Origin of the sequence: Aeromicrobium ginsengisoli, from assembly GCF_004134905.2 — a bacterium.
In the GTDB taxonomy this organism is placed as follows: domain Bacteria; phylum Actinomycetota; class Actinomycetes; order Propionibacteriales; family Nocardioidaceae; genus Aeromicrobium; species Aeromicrobium ginsengisoli.
The window spans coordinates 717,375-741,114 of record NZ_SDPQ02000002.1 but is presented as its reverse complement, the minus strand read 5'-3'; the positions used below and the strand labels follow the sequence as shown (position 1 = coordinate 741,114).

Annotated in this window: 19 protein-coding genes; 6 read left to right on the top strand and 13 right to left on the bottom strand. The window is 62.5% G+C overall.

Translation table 11 applies throughout. The features are described from left to right. Positions 1–105 precede the first annotated feature (105 nt). From ESP70_RS10510 to ESP70_RS10475, 8 genes are all read right to left on the bottom strand, one after another. Positions 106–303, bottom strand: coding sequence for a hypothetical protein (locus tag ESP70_RS10510; RefSeq protein ID WP_149689214.1), 198 nt, complete (start codon positions 301–303; stop codon positions 106–108). A gap of 5 nt (positions 304–308) precedes the next feature. After that, on the bottom strand, positions 309–1,208 hold the full coding sequence (locus ESP70_RS10505; RefSeq protein WP_149689213.1) for a hypothetical protein: 900 nt from the start codon (positions 1,206–1,208) through the stop codon (positions 309–311). Positions 1,209–1,346: 138 nt separating this feature from the next. Further along, positions 1,347–2,051, bottom strand: a complete 705-nt coding sequence (locus tag ESP70_RS20680; protein WP_425458390.1) for an integrase core domain-containing protein — start codon at positions 2,049–2,051, stop codon at positions 1,347–1,349. Positions 2,052–2,577: 526 nt separating this feature from the next. After that, positions 2,578–3,153, bottom strand: coding sequence for an NAD(P)H-dependent oxidoreductase (locus ESP70_RS10495; RefSeq protein ID WP_188110583.1), 576 nt, complete (start codon positions 3,151–3,153; stop codon positions 2,578–2,580). A 376-nt stretch (positions 3,154–3,529) separates the two neighbouring features. Then, positions 3,530–4,069, bottom strand: coding sequence for a flavin reductase family protein (locus ESP70_RS10490; protein ID WP_223148691.1), 540 nt, complete (start codon positions 4,067–4,069; stop codon positions 3,530–3,532). Positions 4,070–4,136: 67 nt separating this feature from the next. Further along, the gene (locus ESP70_RS10485; protein WP_149689211.1) at positions 4,137–4,559 is read right to left on the bottom strand and encodes a GlcG/HbpS family heme-binding protein; all 423 of its coding nucleotides are present in this window, start codon (positions 4,557–4,559) and stop codon (positions 4,137–4,139) included. A gap of 24 nt (positions 4,560–4,583) precedes the next feature. Beyond that, positions 4,584–5,714 carry an NAD(P)-dependent alcohol dehydrogenase gene (locus ESP70_RS10480; protein ID WP_149689210.1) on the bottom strand — a complete coding sequence of 377 codons (1,131 nt, stop codon included), beginning with the start codon at positions 5,712–5,714 and terminating at the stop codon, positions 4,584–4,586. Further along, positions 5,683–6,807, bottom strand: coding sequence for a glycerate kinase (locus ESP70_RS10475; RefSeq protein ID WP_149689209.1), 1,125 nt, complete (start codon positions 6,805–6,807; stop codon positions 5,683–5,685). Before ESP70_RS10475 ends, ESP70_RS10480 begins: the two co-directional genes overlap by 32 nt. Before the next feature lie 84 nt (positions 6,808–6,891). On the opposite strand from ESP70_RS10475, the gene ESP70_RS10470 reads away from it, so the two are divergent. Beyond that, positions 6,892–7,926: a LacI family DNA-binding transcriptional regulator gene (locus ESP70_RS10470; protein WP_149689208.1), complete on the top strand. Its 1,035-nt coding sequence runs from the start codon at positions 6,892–6,894 to the stop codon at positions 7,924–7,926. Here the strand turns inward: ESP70_RS10470 and ESP70_RS10465 are convergent. After that, complete coding sequence (locus tag ESP70_RS10465) at positions 7,923–9,485, bottom strand: GMC family oxidoreductase (protein WP_149689207.1); 1,563 nt, start codon at positions 9,483–9,485, stop codon at positions 7,923–7,925. The genes ESP70_RS10470 and ESP70_RS10465 overlap by 4 nt on opposite strands. Next, on the bottom strand, positions 9,482–9,877 hold the full coding sequence (locus tag ESP70_RS10460) for a hypothetical protein (protein WP_149689206.1): 396 nt from the start codon (positions 9,875–9,877) through the stop codon (positions 9,482–9,484). The genes ESP70_RS10465 and ESP70_RS10460 overlap by 4 nt, the downstream gene beginning before the upstream one ends. Positions 9,878–10,292: 415 nt before the next feature. Here ESP70_RS10460 and ESP70_RS10455 point away from each other — a divergent pair, with 415 nt between their 5' ends. The 3 genes from ESP70_RS10455 to ESP70_RS10445 all read left to right on the top strand — a co-directional run bounded on the left by ESP70_RS10455 (position 10,293) and on the right by ESP70_RS10445 (position 14,375). Continuing rightward, positions 10,293–11,474: a PucR family transcriptional regulator gene (locus tag ESP70_RS10455; protein WP_149689205.1), complete on the top strand. Its 1,182-nt coding sequence runs from the start codon at positions 10,293–10,295 to the stop codon at positions 11,472–11,474. Positions 11,475–12,256: 782 nt separating this feature from the next. Continuing rightward, a complete protein-coding gene (locus ESP70_RS10450; RefSeq protein ID WP_188110582.1) occupies positions 12,257–12,709 on the top strand; it encodes an SRPBCC family protein in 453 nt (150 codons plus the stop codon). A 37-nt stretch (positions 12,710–12,746) separates the two neighbouring features. Beyond that, positions 12,747–14,375, top strand: coding sequence for a thiamine permease (locus tag ESP70_RS10445; RefSeq protein WP_149689203.1), 1,629 nt, complete (start codon positions 12,747–12,749; stop codon positions 14,373–14,375). Between the two features lie 1,014 nt (positions 14,376–15,389). Here ESP70_RS10445 and ESP70_RS10440 read toward each other — a convergent pair. Then, positions 15,390–16,331, bottom strand: coding sequence for a dihydrodipicolinate synthase family protein (locus ESP70_RS10440; RefSeq protein WP_149689202.1), 942 nt, complete (start codon positions 16,329–16,331; stop codon positions 15,390–15,392). A gap of 194 nt (positions 16,332–16,525) precedes the next feature. Further along, entirely contained in the window at positions 16,526–17,734 is a 1,209-nt protein-coding gene (locus tag ESP70_RS10435) for an LLM class flavin-dependent oxidoreductase (protein WP_149689201.1), read from the bottom strand. Between the two features lie 334 nt (positions 17,735–18,068). Here ESP70_RS10435 and ESP70_RS10430 point away from each other — a divergent pair, with 334 nt between their 5' ends. Both ESP70_RS10430 and ESP70_RS10425 read left to right on the top strand, forming a co-directional pair. Further along, positions 18,069–18,575: a flavin reductase family protein gene (locus ESP70_RS10430; RefSeq protein WP_223148690.1), complete on the top strand. Its 507-nt coding sequence runs from the start codon at positions 18,069–18,071 to the stop codon at positions 18,573–18,575. A 402-nt stretch (positions 18,576–18,977) separates the two neighbouring features. Beyond that, positions 18,978–19,868 carry a sugar phosphate isomerase/epimerase family protein gene (locus tag ESP70_RS10425; protein WP_149689754.1) on the top strand — a complete coding sequence of 297 codons (891 nt, stop codon included), beginning with the start codon at positions 18,978–18,980 and terminating at the stop codon, positions 19,866–19,868. A 603-nt stretch (positions 19,869–20,471) separates the two neighbouring features. Here the strand turns inward: ESP70_RS10425 and ESP70_RS10420 are convergent. Continuing rightward, positions 20,472–23,720, bottom strand: coding sequence for a LysM peptidoglycan-binding domain-containing protein (locus ESP70_RS10420; protein ID WP_188110581.1), 3,249 nt, complete (start codon positions 23,718–23,720; stop codon positions 20,472–20,474). Positions 23,721–23,740: the final 20 nt, after the last annotated feature.

Genomic DNA, 23,740 nt, shown 5'->3' with positions numbered 1-23,740 from the left:
GCCAGGTGTCTATGCGGCGTCGTCTCGAGGAGTCGCCAGCTCGGAACTCTCCTGCTTCCACCGCAGCCCATGCCCGCTGGAGCTCGGACACTGATACGGCTGTGGTCATGAGGGACCGCCTCCGAGTGCGCCCTTTCGGCGCATCAGCCCTTCCTTGAGCTGGGGTGCGTCGAACGTCGCGAGACGGGCTTTGACCCCTCGGGCGGCTTTGAGTTGTTTCATCGCGCCGTCGAGCGCCTCGATGGCTTCGCTCTCTCGGCCGGCGCTGTTGAACAGGGCGTCGATTTCGTCGTTGGCATTCACGCCTATCACCTCGCGTACCCAAGGCCCGAAATCTGTGCCGTGCGGCCAGTCGGATACGCGCCCGTCGCGGTTGGTGCTGCCGTAAAAGCCTTGAGCTTGTCGAGCGACCGTGCTGCTCGGCGGCGGACGGTCCGCGAATTGAGACCGTTTCGATTGGCAACGACCTCCACCGGGGCCGTACCGGCCAACCCGCCCCGGCCGCGGTTCACTGAGTAGTTTTCACCGATACTGTGGGCGACTGTTGCAAGATCAATCAGCAGAGTCCGCTCGGAGCGTGTGATCACCCCTGCACGAGTGGCTTGGGCAAAAAGATCGAGCAGATCGAGAGTCGCGGAGTCGGTCCAGGCGTCGGCGGGCCCGACGATGCAGTCGTGCCACGTTGGCGATTCCGGTTCCACGCAGACCGTCTGGTACCAGGTGCGGTCCGCGCGCCGCGCGGCGTCGCCCACCCCGAGTTCAGCATGTACCCCGCGGCGTGTGTCGCGCAGAATCGACATGGCGGTCGACCGCCGCGACTCCCACCTGAAGGTCCTCGCCGAAGTCCACAGGTGGCTGGCGACGAGCTCATCTACGTTGCTGGCCAGGTCCGAAAGCTGGTAGGCGATTCGGGTGGCACCGGGCAGCAGGGCCCATGTCAGGGCGCTGATCGCAGCCGGGTCGTTACCTCCGGTGGGTGAGCCGAGCTTGGCCAAGGCACGCAGGACATTGTCGGAGTCCTCGTACTCGGCCGTCCGGGTCCAGACACGCAAGCCGAGCAGATCGTTGACGACCGACAGGTCGCGTTCATCGGCCTTCCACGCATCCCACTTTCGTCGAGCCTGGGCCAGCGTCGGGCCTTCGACGTCTTCGACGCCCAGCATCGTTGCAACACTCATCTCGAGTTCCTTCCTGCTTGCCTTGGGCATGGCAGGAAGGTGTCGCCTGGATGTCACCGCATTTGTTCCCCCTCGGACCGCTGAGTCGGGGGAACGTCAGGGGGAACGTTGCGTTCGCGCACGTCAGCCGACGTTCCCCTGAAAGTTGCTTCGTGCGTGTGGGATGTCTCAGGACGTTGGTGACAATTGCGCATCGGGACATGGGTGACGCTTGGTGTCAGGACATCGGTGTCGGTTGGGTCTCGGCGGGAGTTGGCTGGCCCTGACGCAGATGACGTCGGGGGCGGGCCAGTCGGCCTCGGCGATGTGGGCGCCTTGGTGATCGAAGATCTCGATGGTGTCGGATCCATAGGTGACGCAGGCGAGTTGGCCGGCATAGTGGCGGCCCATCATGGAATCGATCCTGGCCCGGATCGTCCATTGCGGCTGACCTTGGTGGTCCGCACCCCGTCGACGGTGGGCTGGATGGGCCGGACCGCGCCAGGACCTGCCAGGCGGGGTGGCTCGGCCTTGGCTGTGGCCGCCCAGGCCATTAGCGGTGTGATGCGTCCGGGGCTGACTCTGGCGGGGCCGTTCGGTGGTGTAGATGAGGTCGAAGGTATCGACCTGCGCCTGGACCTCGGCGAGGCTGCCGGCCAGGGGCTGGTTGTCGAGGACCGGAAACAGGGTCTGGTGAACCCGTTCGTTCTCTCCTTGGGTGGTTAGCTTGTAAGGCTTGCCCGTGATCGGCTCGACACCAACGAGGTGAGATAGGGGACGAGTTCGCCGACCACCCCACGCCGGGACGGGTTCAACGCCAGCCCGTTGTCGGTGAGTAGCCGTTGGGGAACCGGCGAGCTCCAATGCCCTCCTTAACCACGGTGATCGCAGCATCTAACGGTCTCGCCGGGCGCCACGAGCGAAGCCAAGGAGTAGATGGAAGATCACACCCGTGCGTCCTTGGGTCAGGACGTATTCGGTCGAGTCGAGTTGCCGGCACGCGTTCGGCGCAAAATAGACGAACCGGCGCCACGCTGACCGGGGCCTTTTTTAGGTTCGACTCGGGCCACGCCTGCCTCTCGGAAGATTCTGGCCAACCACGCCACGGACGGTGCGTCTATGCCTAAGGTGCGCATCTTGTCGTGGACGCTGATTGGCCTATAGTCGAGGCCCTAGGACTCCAATGCCGCCCGCACCCCAAGGCCTGGTCCCTGACCGTGGAGGTGATCCGCCCAGGCTGGGCCTAGGGAGGGCGACTGCGCGGCTGTAACGCAGCTGCTTGGCCCTCGTCGCGGGCCCAGGCCAAGATCGCGTAGAACGTCTTGCGACAGATCTCATGCTCGGCGCAGAACGTGGCCAAGGAACCGAAGCTCCCACTTGACATCCGCGATCCGAACGTCCGCTACTGACACCCTTAAGGTCATGCCAATGGCTGCAAGCTCGTCACCTCAGGACAAGTTTTGAGCGCCATAGAAAACTGCGCAAGAGCCCGTCCATGTCGCTGGGCAAGTTCTTGCGCAGCAACGGTCAACTTCGTCGCATCTTCGTAGTCTGTGTGGCTGAAGTACAGCGAGGGGGCCATGACCTGGGCGGCAAAGAACGAGCTGAGGACTGCCCGTGTGTCTTCGGTAGCTAGGAAGTGATGCGCTGTAGCCCCGGTCTGCAAAAGGGCGACAGCCTTGCCCGCAAACGGGGAACCGCCTCCCGATGAGTCGGAAGTCCGCGGCAGCGCATCCAAGAAGGCCTTCAGTTGAGCCGGTGGGCGTGCTCGATAGGTCGGAGATGCCAGGACCACTCCATCACTTCTCTGCATCAGCGCGACCACAGGTTCGAAGTGATCACGGCTATCCAGGTCCACAATCTCGACGGCCGCCCCAAGAAGTTTCGCACCGGCGAGCATCTCAAGTACGGCAACCGTGGTGCGGCCCGTCCCGCGAGGAGAAGCATTGATGGCCAAGATCCGGAGACCACCATCAAGCTTATGAGAATGGGTCATCAACACCAGCTTCTTTCGCAGGTGTGCGCAATCGTGCCAATGATGGCACATGTACGATCCGATTCCCCGGGCTTCGGTCTGTCAGGTGATCTTGTTCCGCCCCGACTCCACCGCGAGAACTGGTGAAGGTGTGGTCTCCCCAGCAGGAACTCGAGGACGGACGGACCCAAGGCGTCAATCTGCTCGAACGTATCCGTGTTCAACGGATAGTTCACCACGTCGTAGGAGCAGGTCTCCGACACGCACGCGCAGATTGCCTGAGGCTCCGCCGAAAATCGGTCCCTGCCCGCGTCCCCCACGTGGAGGTATGACTCGTCCTTGGCCAGCACTAACGGACCATCATGCTTCCTGACCTTCACCAGATCGCTTCCTCGTCTCAATCGGAACACACTTGAGCATTGAGAGCGGAGTGAGTGCCGAACTTTCGGCGCGCGTAGACCAGCGGCGGAGCGCTGGACGTCTGAGCCGTGTTCACACACGCGAGCACCACCACGTGATCCCCTCCATCGATGAGTGCGTTGACGGTACAGGTGAGCCAACCGGCGCACTGATCAAGGCGCGGTAGCTGCGAATCCCACGCCCAAACAGCTTCCTGGAACTTGTCGCCTTGGCTGCGAGCAAACCACGTGGCGAGGTCCGCCTGATTAGCCGCCAAGATGTTTACGCCGATGGTCTCACTCCTGCGAATATGAGCAAGCAGGCGGGACTCCCGCCCTAGCGAGATGCTGACCATGGGTGGGTCAAGCGAGAGCGAGGCAAACGCGCTCACAGTTGTGCCGTAGGGTGCGCCGTCAGTCGTGGCCGTGGTGACAATGGTGACGGGAGTGCATACGTTGGCCATAGCCTCGAGAAACTCTTCAGGCGGTGCTAGAGGTTTTGCCAGCATGTTGCTATTGGCCAAGCTGGTGATCGTCATTTCCAGTCCCCTCTTTAGCGATTCCCGAGCAATCTCGTTTGAAAACTTGGGTGTAAGGGCGTTGCGCTCAGCCGGCCAGCGCTGCTACGCCTGCCTGAGCGATATCCTCGTCCTGATCGTTCGAGCCACCGCTGATTCCGACGGCTCCCACTACGGTGCCGTCGACTGTGATCGGGACACCGCCGAACAGCAGAGTGAAACGGGGAAGGGATGGCAGGCCGGCGCCGAATACCGGGTCAGCGGTCGCAATGTCGGTCCATGCCTTCGTCGGGGTGGAGGTGGAAGCCGCGCAGAATGCCTTGTCCTGGGCGACGCTGACGGATGCCATCGGCGCGCCATCCAGGCGGGTGAACGCCTTCATAACACCTGCCGTGTCGAGGACCGCGATGCTGACGTTGACGCTGAGCTCGTCGGCCCGAGCGGCGGCAGCCGCACAGATGGCATCAGCGCCGGAGGTCGTGAGGACGGACTGGGTCATGGTGCTGGTCATGCTGTGCTCCTTAGGTGTGGGGCGTCAGGGAACGAGGATGGCGCGACCGGACAGCCGGCCGTTGCGCAAGTCGTCGATCGCGCGGTGCGCGTCGTCAAGCGGGTAGACCACGTAGGGCGAGCGCAATCCCTTGGCGGACATAGAGGCCAAGGTGGCGAGCTCATGATGGTTGCCCACGATGTTGAACACGATGGATATCTCCTTCACGACCGCCGCTAGCGTGTTGATCTGGAGGTCTCCTAACGCCCCCACGATCGAGAGCGTGCCGCCTTTAGCGAGCATCGAGATGCCGAGGTTGGGGCTGTCGAGGTTGCCAGCGAAGTCGATGACGACGTCAGCGCCTCGTCCGGAGGTAAGCGCAAGCACCTCGTCGCGGGCTTCGTCGCCGAGCGACGTGACGAGATGATCGGCACCGAGCTCCTTGGCAAGCTGGGAGCGCTCAGCTGAGGGTTCCACCGCGACGATGGTGGCGGGAGTTGCCGTGCGTGCGACCTGGAGGCCGAAGTGCCCGACACCGCCGATCCCCATGATCACGATCACCGCGTCTGGGAGCAGGAGGTGCCGCACGCGCTCGACAGCGTGGTAGGCAGTGAGCCCGGCATCCGTGTACGGAGCTAGCTCGACGAGGTCGGAGTCCGGAGGTACGACGATGAGCGCACGCTCGCCGACCACGACGAACTCGGCCCATCCGCCCCACGTCACGGCATCGACGCCTGCGAATGTCGAAGAGGAGCAGTACATGTCTTTGCCCGACCTGCAACCGGTGCATGTTCCGCACGTTGTCAGCGGGTGCAGAATGACCTTGTCGCCCACCGCCGCGCTGGTGACGCCGTCGCCAACCGACTCCACGACACCAGTCGTCTCGTGGCCGGGGATGTAAGGGAACTGGGGCACGCCGTAGACGCCGGCGAGGTCTCCGTCGATCGTCTCGATGTCCGTTCTGCACACCCCGCAGGCGGCAACCTTGATCAAGACGCCGTTCGCGTCGGCGACGATGGGCCGGGGCACCTCACGAATAGTTAAATCGCCAAACGAGTCCACAACCGCTGCCTTCATCATCGCCCTAGACACAAACCCGCTCCATTCGGTAAACGCTTTCCATACCGTACAACGGCACCAAGTGTCACGACAAGCCCTGCGCGATATCAGCGACAACTCTGTCGAGCAGGGTGGTGGCACATCTCATGCTGGTCGCGTCGTCGTGTACGAGGTCCCGCAACGCATGGGCGGACGTGAATGGCGTGCAGCCGAGCTGCTCGTGCGTCAACAGACACCGTCCGACTACTGCGATGGTGGAAGCTCCGCGCCCCTCGGCGCGCCGCGCGGCCTGGATGGGAGCCTTGCCGGACAGTGACTGCTCATCGAGGGACCCCTCCCCAGTGATGACGAGATCACCCGGACCGACGTAGTCGTCGAAGGACAGGAGATCCAGCACCATGTCCGCACCGGACCGCGACTGTGCGCCGAGTGCAGCCATCGCGGCGAACCCCGTCCCTCCGGCGGCCCCTCCCCCTGGTTGGTGTCTCAGGTCTGCGCCCACGGCGTCCGACACCACTTCAGCCCAATGCTCGAGATTGCGCTCGAGCGTGTCGACGGTCTTTGCGTTCGCGCCCTTTTGGGCGGCGAAGACGCGAGCAGCCCCGGTCGGCCCGACGAGGGGCGATTCGACGTCGGAGGCGAGGACAACCTCGACACCGGCCATGAGGCGATTGACCGCGGTGAAGTCGACCTTGTGCACCACGCCGAGTCCGCCGCCCCCTTGCGGGATTGGGCGTCCATCAAGGTCCGCCGATCGCGCTCCCAAGGCCTGAAGCATCCCAGCCCCGCCGTCGGTCGTGCAGCTCCCGCCCAGCCCGAGCACGATCGAGGTAGCTCCTCTGCGGACCGCCTCTGCCACAACAAGCCCGACGCCGTATGTCGAAGCTTGGTGAGCGGTCTCATCAGTGAGCTGGTCGAGACGCCACGAGCCTGCAGTGTCGGCGAGCTCGACTACTGCCACCTCGCCGATCACCACGTACGACGTGGAGACCGGACGCCCGAGCGCATCGACCGACTCGACGAGGACGCGCCTGCCGCCGGCGACCATTGCTGAGTCTGCGGTTCCCTCGCCGCCGTCCGCGATCGGCAGCTCGACGATATCGACATTCGGGAGTTCCCGGCGCAACGTGTACGCGACGCGTGCGGTCGCCTCACGAGCGCCCATTGACCCCCTGAACTTGTCCATCGCCACAACGACTTTTTTGCGCATTGGTCGACTCCTTCTCGGTTGGAAACGCTTACCAGATTCTGACCAAATCCTCCCCCGCCCGAGCTGTTCGCGTACAGTCGGCCCATGGCGACCAGGCGCGGTGTCCCGTCCACAAGTGCAACCCTGACTGACGTGGCAAGGCTTGCCGGTGTCTCGATCGCCACGGCGTCGCGTGCGCTGAACGGCAGCCAGCGGTCTGTGAGTGCCGACAGTGCAGACCGGGTCAGGGCAGCCGCCGAGCGTCTCGGCTATTTGCCGAACGAGTCCGCTCAAAGCATGGTCCGGGGACGGACGAATAACATCGGTCTCATCGTGCGCGACATCGCCGAGCCGTACTTCGCGGGCATCGCCTCGGGCCTCATCGATGAGCTCGAGTCCACGGGCATGCACGTCTCGATCGCGGTCACTTCGGACGACCTCGCTCGCGAGATTGAGCAAGTACGGATGTTTCGTCGGCAGCGCGCCGCGGCGGTCGTCCTCGTGGGCAGCCGTCGTACCGATGAGCCACACGCGGCAGCGCTCATGGAGGAGTTGCGGCACATTGAGACGGCGGGAGGACGCGTGGTGATGCTGAGTCATCATCAGTTCCCGTTCCGATCGGTGCTGATTGGCAATCGCGAGGGAAGCCAGGAACTAGCCTCCGCCCTACTCGAAGTGGGATACACGGAGTTCACGATCGTCGGAGGACCGAGCACGTATGTAACGGCCAAGGATCGCGTCCAAGGATTTCGCGACGGGCTTGCCGAGCGTGCGGCAGTGGTAGACGACGTCCGGACTGTTGAGTCGGGCTTCGGGTGGCAGGGTGGCTTCGACGTCGCTGAACAGGTTCTCGAACTGGGGCGAGGTCCACGGCGTGTGGTCTTCGCTGTCAACGACCTTGTAGCGTTAGGGCTACTGGCGCGATGGCGTGAGCTTGGGGTTGCCGTGCCAAGCGACATAGCCCTCGCAGGGTTCGACGACATCCCGACGCTGCGCGACGTGCGTCCGTGGCTCACCTCGGTGGAGGTTCCGCTAATGCTCGCCGGAAGATCGGCAGCCCGTCTTGCAGCTGCCGTGACGGACGGTAATGTCACGGTGTCAACAGTCGTCAAAATGCGGGAGAGCACGCCGGCGCGCTAGCCACTGACAATGCCGAGAAGGTGGTCGGCTTGACGGTGCACTAGCGCGAGCAGCGTCAAGGTCGGGTTCGCGGCGGCACTTGTCGCGAATACTGAGCAGTCGGAGACGTAGAGGTTCGGCACATCGTGACAGCGGCCGAACTCGTCGACTACCCCTGTGTTCGGGTCGGCGCTCATGCGCGTCGTGCCGTGGTTGTGACCGGACGGCAGTCCGTAGGCGCGGGTCGTCTCGAGGGCGCCGACCGCCTCGTACAGCGCGGTTCCGCGATCCCAGGCGTGGTTCCGCATGGCCGCATCGTTGGGGTGCTGGTCGAGATGGATGTGGGGGATTGGGTTGCCGAAATCGTCCCGGGCCGACTCGTCCAGGGTCACCCTGTTGTCAGGCATCGGCATGTCCTCACCGCAGATCCATAGCGCGGCCGTGTGCGAGTACCATTCCACTCGCTCGGTGAATGCCGGACCTTCTCGGTGCACCGATTCAAGCAGTGTCGCGTAGGCGACGGGCCCTAGCCCGACGGTTTCGAGGTAGTAGCCTCCGACGAAGCCTCGCGCCGGTTCGTGCTTCGCCTCGTCCGCGAGAATGCCAGCCATGTTCTCGCCACGGTTCATGTGCACTGGCCGTTCGAAGTGTCCAAGGACGTATCCGGTGACGTGGCGTGTGTAGTACCGCCCCACGAGGTCCGAGGAATTGGCCAACCCATGAGGGTGCCGCCTCTCGGCTGACATGAGGAGAAGCCGTGGGGTCTCGATCGCGTTGCCTGCGATGGCCACGACGCTGGCCCGCTGACGCCGCCTGACGCCGTCAGGATCGACGTAAACGACACCGTCGGCACGGCCCGCGGCATCCAGGGTGATGGTCAATGCTTGGCAATCGGTCCGCAGGTCGAGCAGGCCAGTTGCGATAGCGCGTGGGATCTCACGCACGAGGGTCGTCCACTTCGCCCCGGTGCGATCGCCCTGCATGTTGAACCCGTCCTGGATCGTGCCGGGGCGCCCGTCGAACGGCTCAACGTTGGTCGCGTAAGGCCCCGTCGCGTAGAGCCGGTATCCGAGAGCTTTTGCGCCATTTGCGAAGACCTTGTAGTTGTTGTTGGCTGGCATCGGCGGTCTTCCGTGTCGATGCGATGTACCGATCTCCTGCTCGGCCCGCTCGTAGTACGGAGCGATGTCGTCGAGGTCCATAGGCCAATCCGCCAAGCCAGCTCCATCGACGTCGCCGTACACGGAGCGCGTCCTCAGCTCGTGCGCCTTGAGCCGCGGGGTCAGACCTGTCCAGATCTGCAGGGTGCCCCCGACGCCGCGACCCATCGTCGCAGGAACCCCGGGGAACGCTAGGACATCCGGGTGATCGCCGGACGTCGTACGAGGATCGTTCCAGATCAGGTGCGATCCGGCCCACGCTTCGTTGTTGACGAACGAATCATTGGTTCGGTATTTCCCTGCCTCGAGGAGGACCACCTTGCGACCTGCTTGCGTCAAGCGCATTGCCAAGGTCCCACCGCCTGCGCCCGCGCCGACAATTACTACGACGTCTTCGTCGTCAAGATTGAACCGGTTCATGCTGGGGCGGTGCCGATCCGCTCTGCCGGGTGTTCTGTGACACGCGGCTCGGGTAACCAATCGAGATCGTCAAAGCCACGGCAGACGTAGCCCCCAAGGTCTGTCGATGGCCCCTCGAACCCGGTAAGCGCCCATGTGGCCGGCCGCGCATACAGCAGGTTCACGGCGTGGCGGACGAGCACGCGTCGAGGATCAGCACCGGTCGCGTCGGGGACGAATGGCACATATAGCCCCGCTTGGACGACGTGCGAATGGTCGGCCAACAAGGTATCGGCGACGACCCACAACTCGGTGGGATCTAGCTCAACGTGGGGGAAAACGGTTGCGAGGAACGCGATCAAATCCTTGCGGGCACCGATGCTTTTCGCCGAGCCACTGGAAATCGTTTGCATAGTCTGGTGATGATAGTCCCATGGCATATCAAGCCGCAAGAAGGGGTCACGCAGACCCCCTGATTAGCGTGTTAAAGGTAAGGTCACTCGAATCAGAATCCGCCTGATTTGCGACGATTTGCGGCGGCGGAAAGTCCAGTCAGGCAAACGTTTCCATACGACCATTTTGTGGCGCGTACCGCTAAGAGATCATCGCTTCTGAGTTGCCGGTTCGCGCAACGGAAAAGTTCGCCCGGTCGGATGACGTGCTCGACGTTTGAGGACGATTGCGTGGAGTCCTAGCAATCTTCTCTAGCTTCTAAGTGCGTTCGCCTGAGATTGAGCCCGATCAACTACCCGGGAGAGCACCCTCCCCCGATGATCTCCGCCACAGGGTTGTCAGCCCGAAGTCCCCCGTCAGCGTTATGATGCTCGGGTGGCTCCGGAGTCCAAGCAGAGTTACGCGCCCGACGTGGAAGCGCTGACAAAGGTCATCACCGAGAAGGTCTGGAACGAGTATCCCGGATATTCCTCGGACTTCTTCCAGCAATCGGACCTGATACCTTCGACCCGTTCGAACCTGGATTTGGCTCTTCGTGTGCTGCAGGAGGAGAAGCCGCCGACTTACGAGGAACTTGCTCACGCCCGGAACGTGGGGGCGACGAGGGCGCGACAGCTCGTGCCGTTGGAGTCGGTGATCCAGGCCTACCGCCTCACCGAGCGCGTCCTCATGCTGGATCTTTTCGGCAGATCAAGCGATTCGCTCGATTTTCACGCGAGCACGGTAGCGGAGCTTCTGACTGCCACCTTCGATGCTCTCACCCAGCAAGTCATCAACTCATATCGCGAGACCTTTACCGCAGTCGAGGGAGCCACGCGGGCGGCTGAGAATCAACTCGTTTCCACGATTGCCAGCGGTTTGACCGTGAATGACACGGAAATGGAGGATTGGCGGAGGTTGCTCTCTGTGGATGTGGAATCTTCTGTCGTCTCGATCGCGATCACCTGGCCGGTGGGGGCTGATCAACTCGAGACCCAACGCGCGTTGCGACGACTCAAGACGCGTCTTGAGCTGAGCAACAGGGTTCGAGTGTTGATTGGCAGTGTGGCGGACGCGACCCTCGTGCTTGTCGTTGCGTCCGAGCGTGGAGACCTCCAGGACCATTCCATACGGCTGGCCATCGACGACGCCCGGCTGCCCGATGGATGCGCCGTGGGGGTCGGGCAGCCAGCGGAGAACCTTCGCAGCGCAAGCGTCGGCTGCCAGCAATCCATGGACGCAGCGAAGGTTGCAGGGGTTCGCCAACTGGGGCGCATCGTCATTTACCATGAGGCGCTAATCGAACTTCTGCTTCAGGCACGGCCGCAACTGAGCAGCATCCTTGCGGCATCCCGCCTCAATGGACTTAGCGCCCACCCGCACCTTCGAGAAACGCTTGTTTCTCTTATCAACAACGACCTCTCTCAAGCCAGGGTGGCTCGAGAACTCTACGTGCACATCAATACTGTCGCGAACCGCCTTCGTAAAATCAATGAGCTTACAGGGTTTGATCCTCTCCACCTGAGAGATCTTGTCGAGATGGCGGTTGCCCTCCGGTGGGAGGATCTTCAAGGCTGACCAGTAAGGAAAGCTCCCTGTCCCCATCTATGCTGGACGCAGTTCGCGGCCGGTGGCCCGCCCGACTGCACCGGGGTAGGTGCGGGATCTGGAATGCTCGACTACGGGCGCTCGTCGATCTGTCATCGCTCAACTCGTGAGCGCTGCCACATCCGCGCGTGCTTCCCTGACGGCCCCGCGGTGTGAGCAACTGACGTTTTCGCTTTCCGGCCGACGCTTTCCGCGAGTCTGTGCACAGCGCACCACCTCCAGCCCGTCTCGACGCCTTAGCCGGGTCCGACGTCGAATCAGGGGGGCCATAGAAAATCGCGGCTCCTTCCAGTTAGCGATGATCCAAGGAGCTCCGGGCCTCAGGTCCAACGAGGTTGTCGACTCGACCCGCCCGCGGGGACACTCGTGCCGGCAGGTGGGTCCAGGTGAGCATGCTGCCGTCTCTAGTCCTCGACTTTGAAGGGCTAGCGCAGGAACGCCGTCCACGGCGGTAGCCGGCTCTCTCAACCCTCGCATCGACGATATGCCATTCGCCTAACATCGAGGGGCCCGTCCCGGTTCAATCGCCCGTCGGACTGTGAAAATGCCACATTACTCTCGCTGCGATTGCTATGCCATTAATCCATTGTCGAGGGCACTCGAACGTCTCATGCTGAGACAACTCCAGTAATCCCCGGGCCGCTACTACGTCGCGATATTGGGGGAGAAGGATGAAAAATCGCTCGCGTTCGGGTGGCGCGGCGGAAGTGTCTCTCGGTCAACAGACCGCGAGCCGAACGGAAGGAACTGCAGTGCCAAGATCATTCGCAAGCGCCGTTATTGACGCGCCTCCAAGCGTGGTGTGGGATTTCGTGAAGAACTTCAACGGAACGCCTCTTTACCTCGATCTCGTAGCAGAGAGCGTCATCACGGACGGGCAGTCCGTGGACCTCCTTGGTTGTGAACGCGTCATAACTCTCACCGATGGGCGCGTCGTCAAAGAGACGCTCGTTGCGCGCGACGACATCGCTCGCTCGCTGACGTATCACCTGACGGAGGGGCCCTTTCCCTTCTCCAACTACTACTCGACGATGCGCGTCACTTTGATCTCCGACACCGGTGGCAGTTTTGTTGACTGGAGCAGCGTCTACGACTGCGACGCCGTGGATGCCGAGGCGAACGATCACCTGCTGGCTGACCAGATCTACGGTGCGGGGCTATCGCAGATCAAAAGCCGTTTCGTGCCCACTCGAACTCATGCCTGAAGACGTCATCCCCCAATCTGGTCAAAGGAGACCGAACATGTCTACTACTCCTCTAGAGCTCCCATTGCCCGCGCTGCTCGTCCGCCGCACGGACGACCCGAACGTCGTGGCAGACGCCGCCCGCGATGACTACGCCGAGCACGTCGTCCCCAGAACATGGAGAATTGGTCGAGCGGGCATGGTCTTTGCTTGGTCCTCACTGCTGACCGCGATGTTTACACCCGTGCTCGCTGCAACTGCGGCGTCGATCGTCGGGCCCGCCGATGCGATCATCGGGATTGGTGTCGCCAGCGCCACGTACGGGCTGATCAACTACTTCATGCAGAAAACCGCTACAACATCCGGCCTCACCGTGGGACTGTTCTCGCGAAGCCTCTTCGGCTACTCCGGCGCGGCTCTGGTGACGATTGTGTACGCACTGACTGCGATCTTTTTCGCGGTGTTCGAGGGCTCAGTCGTCGCAGTAGCGCTCCAGACGTATTTCGGCGGCCCGATCGAGTTGTGGTATTCGGTCGTCGTGGCCCTTTCCGTTCCGCTCGTTCTGGGAGGCGTGCGGGTTTGGCTCGAACGGGTGAACAAGTGGTTGCTGCCAATCTTTGTGGCAGGCATGGCCGGGGCAGTGATCTGGGCGACCGTGGCTTACGGGTACGACCAGAACTGGGCATCCGCGCCTCCAGCCATCACGTCGAGTCTCGCCGGTCCAGGGTGGCTGTACGTCTTCACCATCTATATGGGCATCTTTGCCACCATGATGTATACGTTCGATTTTGCCCGACTTGGACGGCCACAGGACATCACGTTCAACGGTTGGATCACCTTCGGGCCGGTCTTCTACTTCTTTTCGTACTTCGTCAATGGCCTCATCGGAATCTACCTCGTCTCGGTGATTCCGCAGGACGGGGTGTCGGAGATCGGAGTGGTCGTGAGCATTGTGAAGATGATGGGCTTGTTTGGTCTGATCTTCATCTTCGCTACACAGGCCAAGATCAATACGGCCAATCTGTACCTCGCGTCGTCTTATCTCGAGAGCTTCTTCGCGCAGGTCTTTAAGGTCAGGCTGCCTCGCTGGCTCTGGGCGGGCGTGGTCGGAGCCGTCATGCTGTGCATCATGTTCATGGATGTGTTCTCTTTCATCCTTCAGTGGCTTTCCTATCAAGGGGTCGTCATCGTCGCCTGGGTTGCTATCGCCCTCGTCCAAATGGCGTATCGGTCGCGCAAGGACGCGCACCGAGATGGTCAGCTCATCGAATTCCGGCCCGGTCGAGTTCCGGCGGCGAACCCCGGTGGACTTGGGGCGTGGATCATCTCCTCGGTCGTGGGAATCGCACTGCTCGAGACGCACACACCGTTTGGCACCACATGGGCATTGCCCATCGCGTTCGTCTCTGCCGGAGGAATCTACGGCCTCGCGCTGCTCTTTGCTCGGCCGTCGTGGTTTACCCTGACGCGACCTCACGATCCGCGGGATGAGGTGGAAGACGTTTGGGAGACTCGCGTCCAGTGCCATAGTTGCGAGAAATCGTACATCGCCGTGGAGATGGATCGTGACCCCTCGAGCGATCACGAGGCGATCTGTTCGATGTGCGCCAATAGCCACGTTTTCCGCGCGGCCGCGCGGCGCGAGGCCGATATGGAAATCCCGCAGCACGGTGTTGTAAGGACCTGATTCACTCACGGCTGCGCAGCGCAGTTTCGCAGCGCCTTCGACGTGGTGAGGGCTCCCAGCCTGGGAGCCCTCACCACTGGCATCTTCTGTGTCCCGCCGCAGCGGGCACGCGACAACGCGGCAGCACGCGCCAATGCGACAAGTCTAATCCTGTGGCGAACGGAAAATCGGACGGTGTCTATGTCCCTCCATGCGAGCTTAAGAACGCGTGGATGGTCAATCTTGCCCGCAAGCGCACCCCGATAGGCTCACCTTCGACAGATTCGCACGAACATCTTCATCTCGAGGATGGCACTGCTCGACTCTGGGATGATGCGGACAACCCCAGGCGCGCCTGTCAAAAACGTCACGACGGGCAATGCGGCTTGCACGTTCTGGAGCGTACGATGCGCGTTACAGCTCTGCGAGGCATCGTCCTGCCTATTGAGCCGGAAGGGCTCATGTGAAGAAGGCCAAGACCGCGGCAGGACGAAGCGTGCTGAAGCCATCTGCCTGGAACGACACGTAGAACTCGCAACGTCGGATACTTTAGGAATGCTCACTGCGAGCTGTAACTCTTATGGACGATGGATCAACGCGTTCCGCTGATACGCCGGGATCCGCCGGCGGTGGGATTGAGTGACCACTTAGGGGTGGGCCCCTGTGACAGGACGCGACGCGCCTACTGTGGTCTGACGGAAGGGCCCCGATGCTTCCGGCCCGGGTGGTCAGACGCGGCCGAAAACCGCATGCCTTTAGTCAAACTCTGCTTGTTGAACGACTCTTTGCTCGGCTCTCCGTAGCCTCCAGCCACTGGATGTCCGCTGGTCGGCGCTTGTTGTCCCGCTGCCCCGATCGAGCGCACCCGTCGGAAACGGATTTGTCGCTCGTGTAGCACCATGATGGGGTCCGCCAGGCGGCAGCTGCTGCGGCGACGACCTTCAGACCTTGCACGCGGGACAATCAGCCAATAATCGTTCAAGCACAACGCCGGACAACTTCCGTACGACCCACACGCGAGCGAGCGCTCGCTCATCACGCACCCTGATCACGCGCATGCTTGCGAAGCGTCGGCAACGTACGTTCGACTGCGGCCTTTGCGTCGGCGGACAGCGGGAGCAATGGCTCGCGCACCCGGTCTGTCGTGATCCGACCGAGCAGAACCGATGCGAACTTCATGCGCGTGAACCCGTCCGCGATGGGCTCCGCGTAGAACGTGGTAGTCAACTCGAACAGGTCATGAGCGAGCTCTGCCGACGCCCCGGCGTCGCGCTCGGCGATGGCCGCGATCAACCCGGCTTGAATCTCGGGGATCAGGCTGGCGTGTCCCGAAAGGATCCCATCAGCACCAAGACTCACGCTCCCAAGAAGCGACCGGCTGTAACTGGAGAGCATGCTCACTTCCGGATGCTGCTCGCGCAGTCCGCGCAACGTTGTCTCGTACCGGACCATGTCGTTAGACCAGTCCTTCACAGCCACGATGTTCGGGATCTGCTCGCACAACTGCATGATCACCGAGGGTGCCAGGTGCAACGCCGAGTAGGTCGGGTAGACAAACGCGATCATCGGCAGATCGGCACTCTCGGCGATCGCCCGGTAATATTCGATTGCCAGTCTCGGGTCGTCGGCCACGCCGAACTCCCAAACTTCGGGCGGGAACACGAGGAGTACGTCCGCACCGTCGGCCTTGGCACCGAGGGCGATGTCCACTGCCTCCCGCGTCGAGTGCGCATAGACACCGGCGACGAGCCGCTGCCCGGGGCCCAAGACCGAGCGGGCCTCTCTCAGGATCAGACTCTGCTCGTCGCGGGTGAGCGACGAGACTTCACCGGCGTGACCGTTCACGGTCACACCGGTGACTCCGTCAGTCTGGACCAAATACTCGAGATGCTTGCGCAGGTCCGCGCGGTGGATGTTACCGTCTGCGTCAAACGGGGTGAGGGCGGCGGGGATCAGCCCGTGGAGAAACTTGGACATTGTATTCTCTCTTTCGTATTCGGGGCGGGTGCTGGCCCCGAATCGACGACCAGCACCCGCATCGTCATTCGAGGGCGTGACTGCTACCGGGCACCTCCGACGAGCGGACGGCACCTGAGGTGTCAGCTCTAGTGCGCGCCGAACTCGCCGAGGTGATTAACCCCTAACTGGAATCGGCGCGGTGCTGCGGGGGACTACTTACGAATCCCCATCTTGCGGAGGATCGGCAACACGTCGTCCTGCATCTGGTGAAGTCCTTTTTGAGGGTCAGCGAAGTTTATGAATAGACTTTCGATGCCCACATCATGGAGGGCCCGAATCTTTTCGGCGACGGTCTCAGGGGAGCCGTAGAGCCGAGGCGAAGTCATGCCGATGCTGAAGGTCTCGACAAACTCCTTGGTCAGGCCCTTGTACCCCGGGTAGTCGTCCCCCTTGGGCGAAGAGTCTCCTGCGCCGAACGTATCGATACCGGCCAGAGCCGTGTAGTACGCGTAGACAGCATCGAGGTCGATGTGATCCTCATACCATGCAAGACGCTCCTCCGCCAGTTCATCGGTCGCCTCGATCGATGCCCATGACATTGTGGCGATTTTGACCTTCCGGTTGTACTTCGAAGACAGCTCTCGAACATGAGCGACCTTTTCCCGGTATCCCTCCAACGATGGGGCGAGCGTAAAGACGACGTCGACGTTGCGCACCGCGAAGTCAATGCCCTTTGGTGAGCCTCCCGCGTTCATCAGGACTGGCCGCGGGTTCCGGGAGGGTCCCGGGGCGACCACCGCACCGTAGGACTGGTAATATTTGCCCTCGAAATTGAAGCGTTCCTTCTCATGCCACAGGTGCTTCATCAGCACAACGAATTCTTCCGCCATGTCATACGCTTCGTCATGATCAAGCGGGTCGAGACGGCCAAATGCTGCGCGTTCCTGCGCCTGATATCCCGAAACGATGTTAAGGCCCCATCGCCCGTTTGATATGTGATCGATTGTGGCGCCGAACTTCGCAATGTGCAGAGGATGGAACCCGTAGGTAATGTGCGCGGTCGAGATCACGCCCATTTTTTCAGTAATCGGTGCAGTCGCCGCCGCACTGGCCAAGAAGTCCAGGGCCGCGCCGTTGAAGTTCATCTCGCCGCCGCCGCCGATCCAACGCCCGAATGGCACCTGGTAATCAAAACCGATCTGCTCAGCCAGCTTGATAAGCTTGCTGGAACGCTCCCAGACCCAGTAGTCAGCAAGACGTGGCTCGTCAGTCAGCACCGCCTTTGACGCAGTCATACCTGCTCGCACGTTCCATCCGAAAAACCCGAGTTGCAATGGCTGCCCAGTTTCAAGTTCGGGCTGCCCGCCCGGATCGAAGGGACCGCTTGTCGTCTCGACAGTCTTGAAGCCGTTGTTGACCATTCATCATCTCTTTCGCTTTGTCCAGCCAAGTCATCACTGACACGTTGGATCCAGTACTTCGCCTCAAACGACATTGCGTCAGTGTCGGTCGTGCGGAGCGCCGCTGCAAAGTGGTGCGGCCCATGCTCACCAATGTTCCTGTTGCGCAATCCGTAGTAGCTCGAACAAGTCCAGTCTTGCGCTCCACGAGAGCCGGAACAATAGCCGAACGAGCCAGAATTGGCATACGAAGAATGTAGGTATTTCACAAGCAACGCGGTCAATTCCTCCATGATTCTGCCCTTGAGCTGCGATCCTCACACATGGCACGGTGATTGTGTTGGCGATCTAGGAGTTGAGGAAAATCGTGGTACATGAAGCGACGCGCGAAATGATCGGCGCTGCGGCCATGCGTGAGGCCATGGCATGTTTCGGCACAGGGTTGACCGTAATCACTGGTATCACCGATGACGGACCAGTTGGCTTTACCTTGCAGGCGTTCTCTTCGCTTTCACTGGAGCCGCCGCTCATTTCGCTGAATGTGTCACGGTCGTCTACATCCTGGCCCGAGATTGTCGGATCAGGTCGGTTTGTCGTGAATGTCCTGGCCGAGCAGCACGAGGAGTTGGCACTCGCCTTCGCGAAGCGAGGAACCGACAGGTTTGAAGATGTCGAGTGGACCACGGGGCGGTCAGGCCTGCCCCATCTCTCCGGATGTATCGCTTGGATTGAGTGTGAGGTGGTCGCCCTGTACGAGGGCGGCGATCACACCATCGCGGTCGGAGGCGTGCTCGAGCTGATTCTGGGGGAAGATCGGCGGCCGCTCATCTTTTTCGACCGCGGCTTCCGGAAGCTCGCATGACCTTGGGAATAGCGTGGATTCGCCGGAATGACGGAACCGTCCTCAATCACGACGAGCACGTGCCTCACTGGACCAGACATGTCCCAGGCGTCCAAACCCAGCCGCCGTCGCTGGACGCATCGACCGGTAGTGCCTGCCGATACGTCCAATGTGACAATCACATTTTTGACCTGGCGATTAGCGCGGGTCCTTTCGAGAGCCCACGCATCCTCCTCGTTAGCGTCGGTGCTGTGAGTGACTTGGCCGCGTGGCCGACCCGTACCTCCAGATTGTCGGACCACGCCAATGAGCGAGCCCGCCGACGGGAGCGTCGTGGACAGCCAAGGTGTGTGAACGGGAGGCCCATACCCACCGGTTCGCATCAGACGGTAAGTGCTCACGACCAACGCCGCCGCCAATCCGATGCTCACGATCCTTGCCGGGGCTGCATCCACCCGCGTGGCTGCTGAGAGAGGACGCGTTGTGAACAGTCCTAGACCTCGCGTCGAAGACACGCGCTTGTCGATCAACACCGCAACTCTCGGGAATCCTCCCCTAAACGCGTCTCTCGACGCCATCGCCGCCGCCGGAGCGCGGAACGTAGGCCTGTGGCGGGAGACATACAACGGGATGACCGCGGGCGAGGCCGCACGGGCGGTTGCGGCTCACGGCCTTCACGTGTCGAGCCTGTGCCGGTGCGTACTCTCGCCCGACACTCAGTCGATGAAAGACGCATGGCGGGCGGTGGATGAAGCTCACGAGTTGGGTGCCCCAGCTCTGATCGTGCTAGCCGGGGGGCTATGGCCCAACTCCCGGGATCTCGCCGGAGCGCGCGCTCGAATGACAGAGACGCTCAGCGAACTCGCCATCGTCGCCGAGGCAGCCGGCGTACGCCTCGCGCTCGAGCCACTGCACCCAATGTTCACTGCGGGCCGATCTGTCGTGAACACTCTCGGCCAGGCGCTCGACGTAGTCGAGCCATTCCCCCCCGAGCGGGCAGGTGTGGTACTCGATACCTTCAATGTGTGGTGGGACCCCGAGCTCGCGGATCAGATCCGCCGAGCTGGGCGTAGTAGTAGGATCGCGGCCCTTCAAGTTGCGGACTGGTCGCGCCACCACGAGCACGGCCCCTTCCTCACGCGCGCGCTTCCCGGCGACGGGATCATCGAACTCAGAAGCATCCTCGCCGCCGTCGAGAACGCCGGCTATCGCGGGCCGATCGAGATCGAGATCTTCAACGATCAACTGTGGCAGCAACCACCGCGCCAGATCGCTCGCACGGCGATGCACAGCCTCGCGGCAACACTGCATTAACGGTCGGATGGCGACGGGCCGGAGCGGCCTAGGTCAGTCACCAATTGGACATCGGGGACATCGTCAGGTGCATTGCCCCCGGCGTTGGCCGCACCTGGGATGGTCACCTTTCAATGTCGCGTTAATCGGTCACCACACGGAACCGCCCGGGTCAGCACCTACGAATTCTCCTGAGTGGCCAGTCTCCACGCGCAATGACGGCATTCGTCGCCCGAACATAAGGATCGCAGACCAGTCAATCACTTGCCCTATCGTCGGAAGCTGCTTCCTGGGCGCAACCACAATGTCTAGCCACGAATCGGTGCCCAGATGATGGACAAACCGAGCGGCAACTGTGGCTGCTGACCTACAACCGCGCCCTCAGAGCTCAGACAAATTCCGCCAGAATCCGTGTCGGATCGCCCATGCGATAGTGCCATCACCGCGGCATTGACCCCGGTCAACTAACCAAGTGTGCCGGTCCAGAGGAGAAGACAAATGGAACCGATGAGATCACCCCGTGGAGTCCGATCTCCCCGAAGAAGGACGTCGTCGGCGAGGAAATCGCCTATCGCCAGCAGCCGCTGCAACGGCCAACGAAGTTGGATGGCTAGACCGCCCACGTCACATGACCCGGTTGAGCCAGCGGCGCGCGTCGATGATCTGTTCAGTGCGTGCGGAAAGCTCGGTCGGGGCTTCCCCGTCGTCGCTTCGATTGGCCACGTCCTGGCGCACGAATCGCTCGGCTTCGCGCTCGTGACCTTGCGCCTCGAGCACCGCGGCGAGGTCCAGGCGGGCGACCTCCTCGTCCGGCGCGGCCATGATCGCGATACCTGCGGCAGTGCGTGCGCGGTCGAGATCTCCTGCGTGGAGGCTGTGGGTGACGACGACGTGGGCGACGTCGGCGATAGCGCACACCATGTGCTGGTCTAGCCGGTCTCCGTCGAGCAGCCATCCCCAGCCGCCGGGACGCAACTTCTCGAACGGGCGCCCGGTGACGAGCTGGAGTGCGCGCACGAGGTCTTCGATACCGTCTCGTCCGCGGCTTTCCCCCCGCACGCGGAGACGGCGGAATAGGTCGGTGTCGACGAGTGCGTCGACGACTTCGTAGACGCCGATTCCGCGCTGCTGTGCAGATGGTGCGTTGCGGGCATCGGGGATGAATTTCTCCCCGGTCGCGGGGTTCACTCCCAGCCAGTCGCGCAGCTTGTTGACGTCGGTGCGCACCCTCGAGGTGTTGATGTCGAATGCTGCGGCCACCTCGTCGGTGGTCGCTCCGTAGGGTCGTGTGGCGAGGTAGGCGAACAGCTCGGTGTAGAAGGGTTTGCGTCGATCCAGCGCGTTCCCGCTCGTCCGAGCGCCAACCGGGCCAAGCAGGGTCAGCCGTGGCCGGACGCAGTCTTCCGACGTCCACTCTTCCAGGTCACTGTCGAGGGTCGGGTCAGCTGCGGCTACGTCGTCCCGCACGGTCTCTGTGACTCTTGGTGCAAGAGCTTCGAGGTCCTCGCTGGTGGTCGCAGCGACGCTGGTGTAGGCGTGGTCCGCGTCTTCAAGCAGTGAGCCGGATGGTTCCAGCGTTGAAGTGGCACGACTGAATCGGTACTGGTCCCGTAGCGATCCTGTTGCCGTGGCCAGCGACTGCCACGTCTGGTCTCCGGCGAGGTCGGGGGCGGCCTCGTCGGTGTCGGCGTCAGCATGGGCCAGCAGGGCCGCGCAACCGTGTGCTTCGGCCGCCGTCAGCCCGACGGCCTGCACGGTGAGGTTCACTGCCGGGATGGTCAGCTGTCGGCGCTCGTCGATGTGGATCTCGAAGCTTTCCGCATGATCCTGACCCAGCAGCATCACCGCAGTAGCGGTCCGGCCGCTGTGATCTGTGACCAGACGGACCAGCTGGTCGAGTTCGTCGACCATGTCCGGGTGGTCAACGATGAGCAGCCGAGACGGCCAAGGGTCCGGATCGGTCTGGAGCGCACGAGCCGTCGGGGTGTCCTCGTTGCGCTCCGCGAGCCGGTCGATCGTGTGGACGGCGTCAGCCACCGCCTGCGTTGCGACCGCGGTTGGCGTGTCATGTACATGAATCCGTTCTGGACTCATAACTGCGACTTCACGCGCGATGCCGACGACATCCAAGACAGTGTGCTTGGACCACGGGTTGCAGGCGACTTCGGCGGCGACGAATCGGGCAAAGTCACCGACGGCGACACTGTCTCCCGTCACGACGACGCTCAGGTCCTCGGTATTGAGCAGCCAGGAGCCGCCCTGGTCGTCCTGGCCGATCGTCACCAGCAGCGGCCATGGTGCCGGGCTGTCGACTTGCTCGGCGCCGACCAGGTCCGGGTCTACATCCTTGTCGACGACCCAGAGGAGGCCGTCGTCCGAGACCACCCATGGTTCTCCCGGTGGTGTTGCGGGCTTCCTTAGGTGGATGGCCACCGCAGTGGTTGTTACCTCGACGGCCGCCAGCGCAGGCAGCGGTTGCGAACGCTCGGTGAGCGAAGCGACCAAACGTCGCAGCAGTGTTTCGACGAGCTCCACGGTTGTGGTGGTCGTGGCTCCTGCGACGGTGATCGACTTCTCGACCACTGCCAGCTGCGGATCAGTGACGGGAATGGTGCGGCCCGGTCTGCGGGTGCGGTGTTGGTTGGCGCGGCGGTTGCGAAGCGTCAGCAGCAGCGATCCGGCCAACAGGGTTCCGGCTCCCATCAGGCCTGGCATGATCCACCCAGGAAGCGGGTCGTCGTTCTCGTCCGCGGTGCTCACTTCGACCGACTCGCTCGGGTTCGACGTTGGGTCCGGTGTGGTCTGAGGCTGGATGCCGCCTTCGACGGCTCGCGGTGAGATCGACGGCAGGTCGGCGCGGCTGTCGGAGTGACTCGTCGCGCTTTCGTCGTGCGCATCGGCGGGCTGTGGCTCGGCTGTGGACGGCTTGCTCGCGGAATCCGCGGCACTGTTGTCCGCGCCGGTGTTGGGAGCGGCCGGTTTCAACTGCTCCGTGTGGGCTGCCGCTGTCGTTCCAGGTACGTCCAGCTCCCAACCTGGCTGGATGAGGTCGGGGTCGGTGAACGTCCGGCCGTCCTCGAACTGCTCGCCCTTGTTGGCCTTCCAGATCTTGGGCCACTCCGAACCCTCGCCGTACTGTTCTTCGGCGATCTTCCAGAGGCTGTCCCCGGCCTCGACCTGAACCTCGGTGACTTGTGCCTGGTCGGCATCGTTCAGCCCCGTGGCGCCGGCGGGCATCCGCAGCTCCCAGCCGGCCTCGAGCCGGTCCGGGGTGCGGAAGACCTTGCCGTCCTTCATGGTCTGTCCCTCGTTGAGGTGGGAAATCTCCTCGAACTTGGCCCCATCACCGAGGTGCTTCTCCGCCAGTCCCCAGAGAGTGTCGCCGTGCTGAACTGTGATCGTGGAGCCGGAGTCTTCGACCTCGGCTGCGACCTGGACGACGTCAGCTACTGCATGTGTGGTGGTTGCAGGCGTGATCGTGCTGGTCCTTGTCGCCGGCGTGAAGGTCGCGGCCGAGGCCGGCTCGGTGTGCAGGCTGACCGTCGTGCCCGACCCGATGGCCAGCACCACTGAGGTGATCAGGACGCGGGCGAACTGCTGCTGGAATCCGAACGCACCGGGTACGCGGGCGGCGACGGCGCCGTTACGGGCCGCGGCTACCGTCTCGACCAAGATGCAGACCAGCAGCTGAGCCCACAGCAGCCAGGCGACCGCGGCGAGGGCACCGATGATCGCCTCATCGGAGAGCTCCTGTTGGAGGTCAACTCCGCCAGTAGGCCAGGGGTTGCCCACGAAGGCGATCAATCCGAGCGGGACGCCCACCACCAACAGGGCAAGCACCCCCAATGTCCCGAGCGCTTTGATCCACCACATTCTGGTCCCCCTTCGTTGTG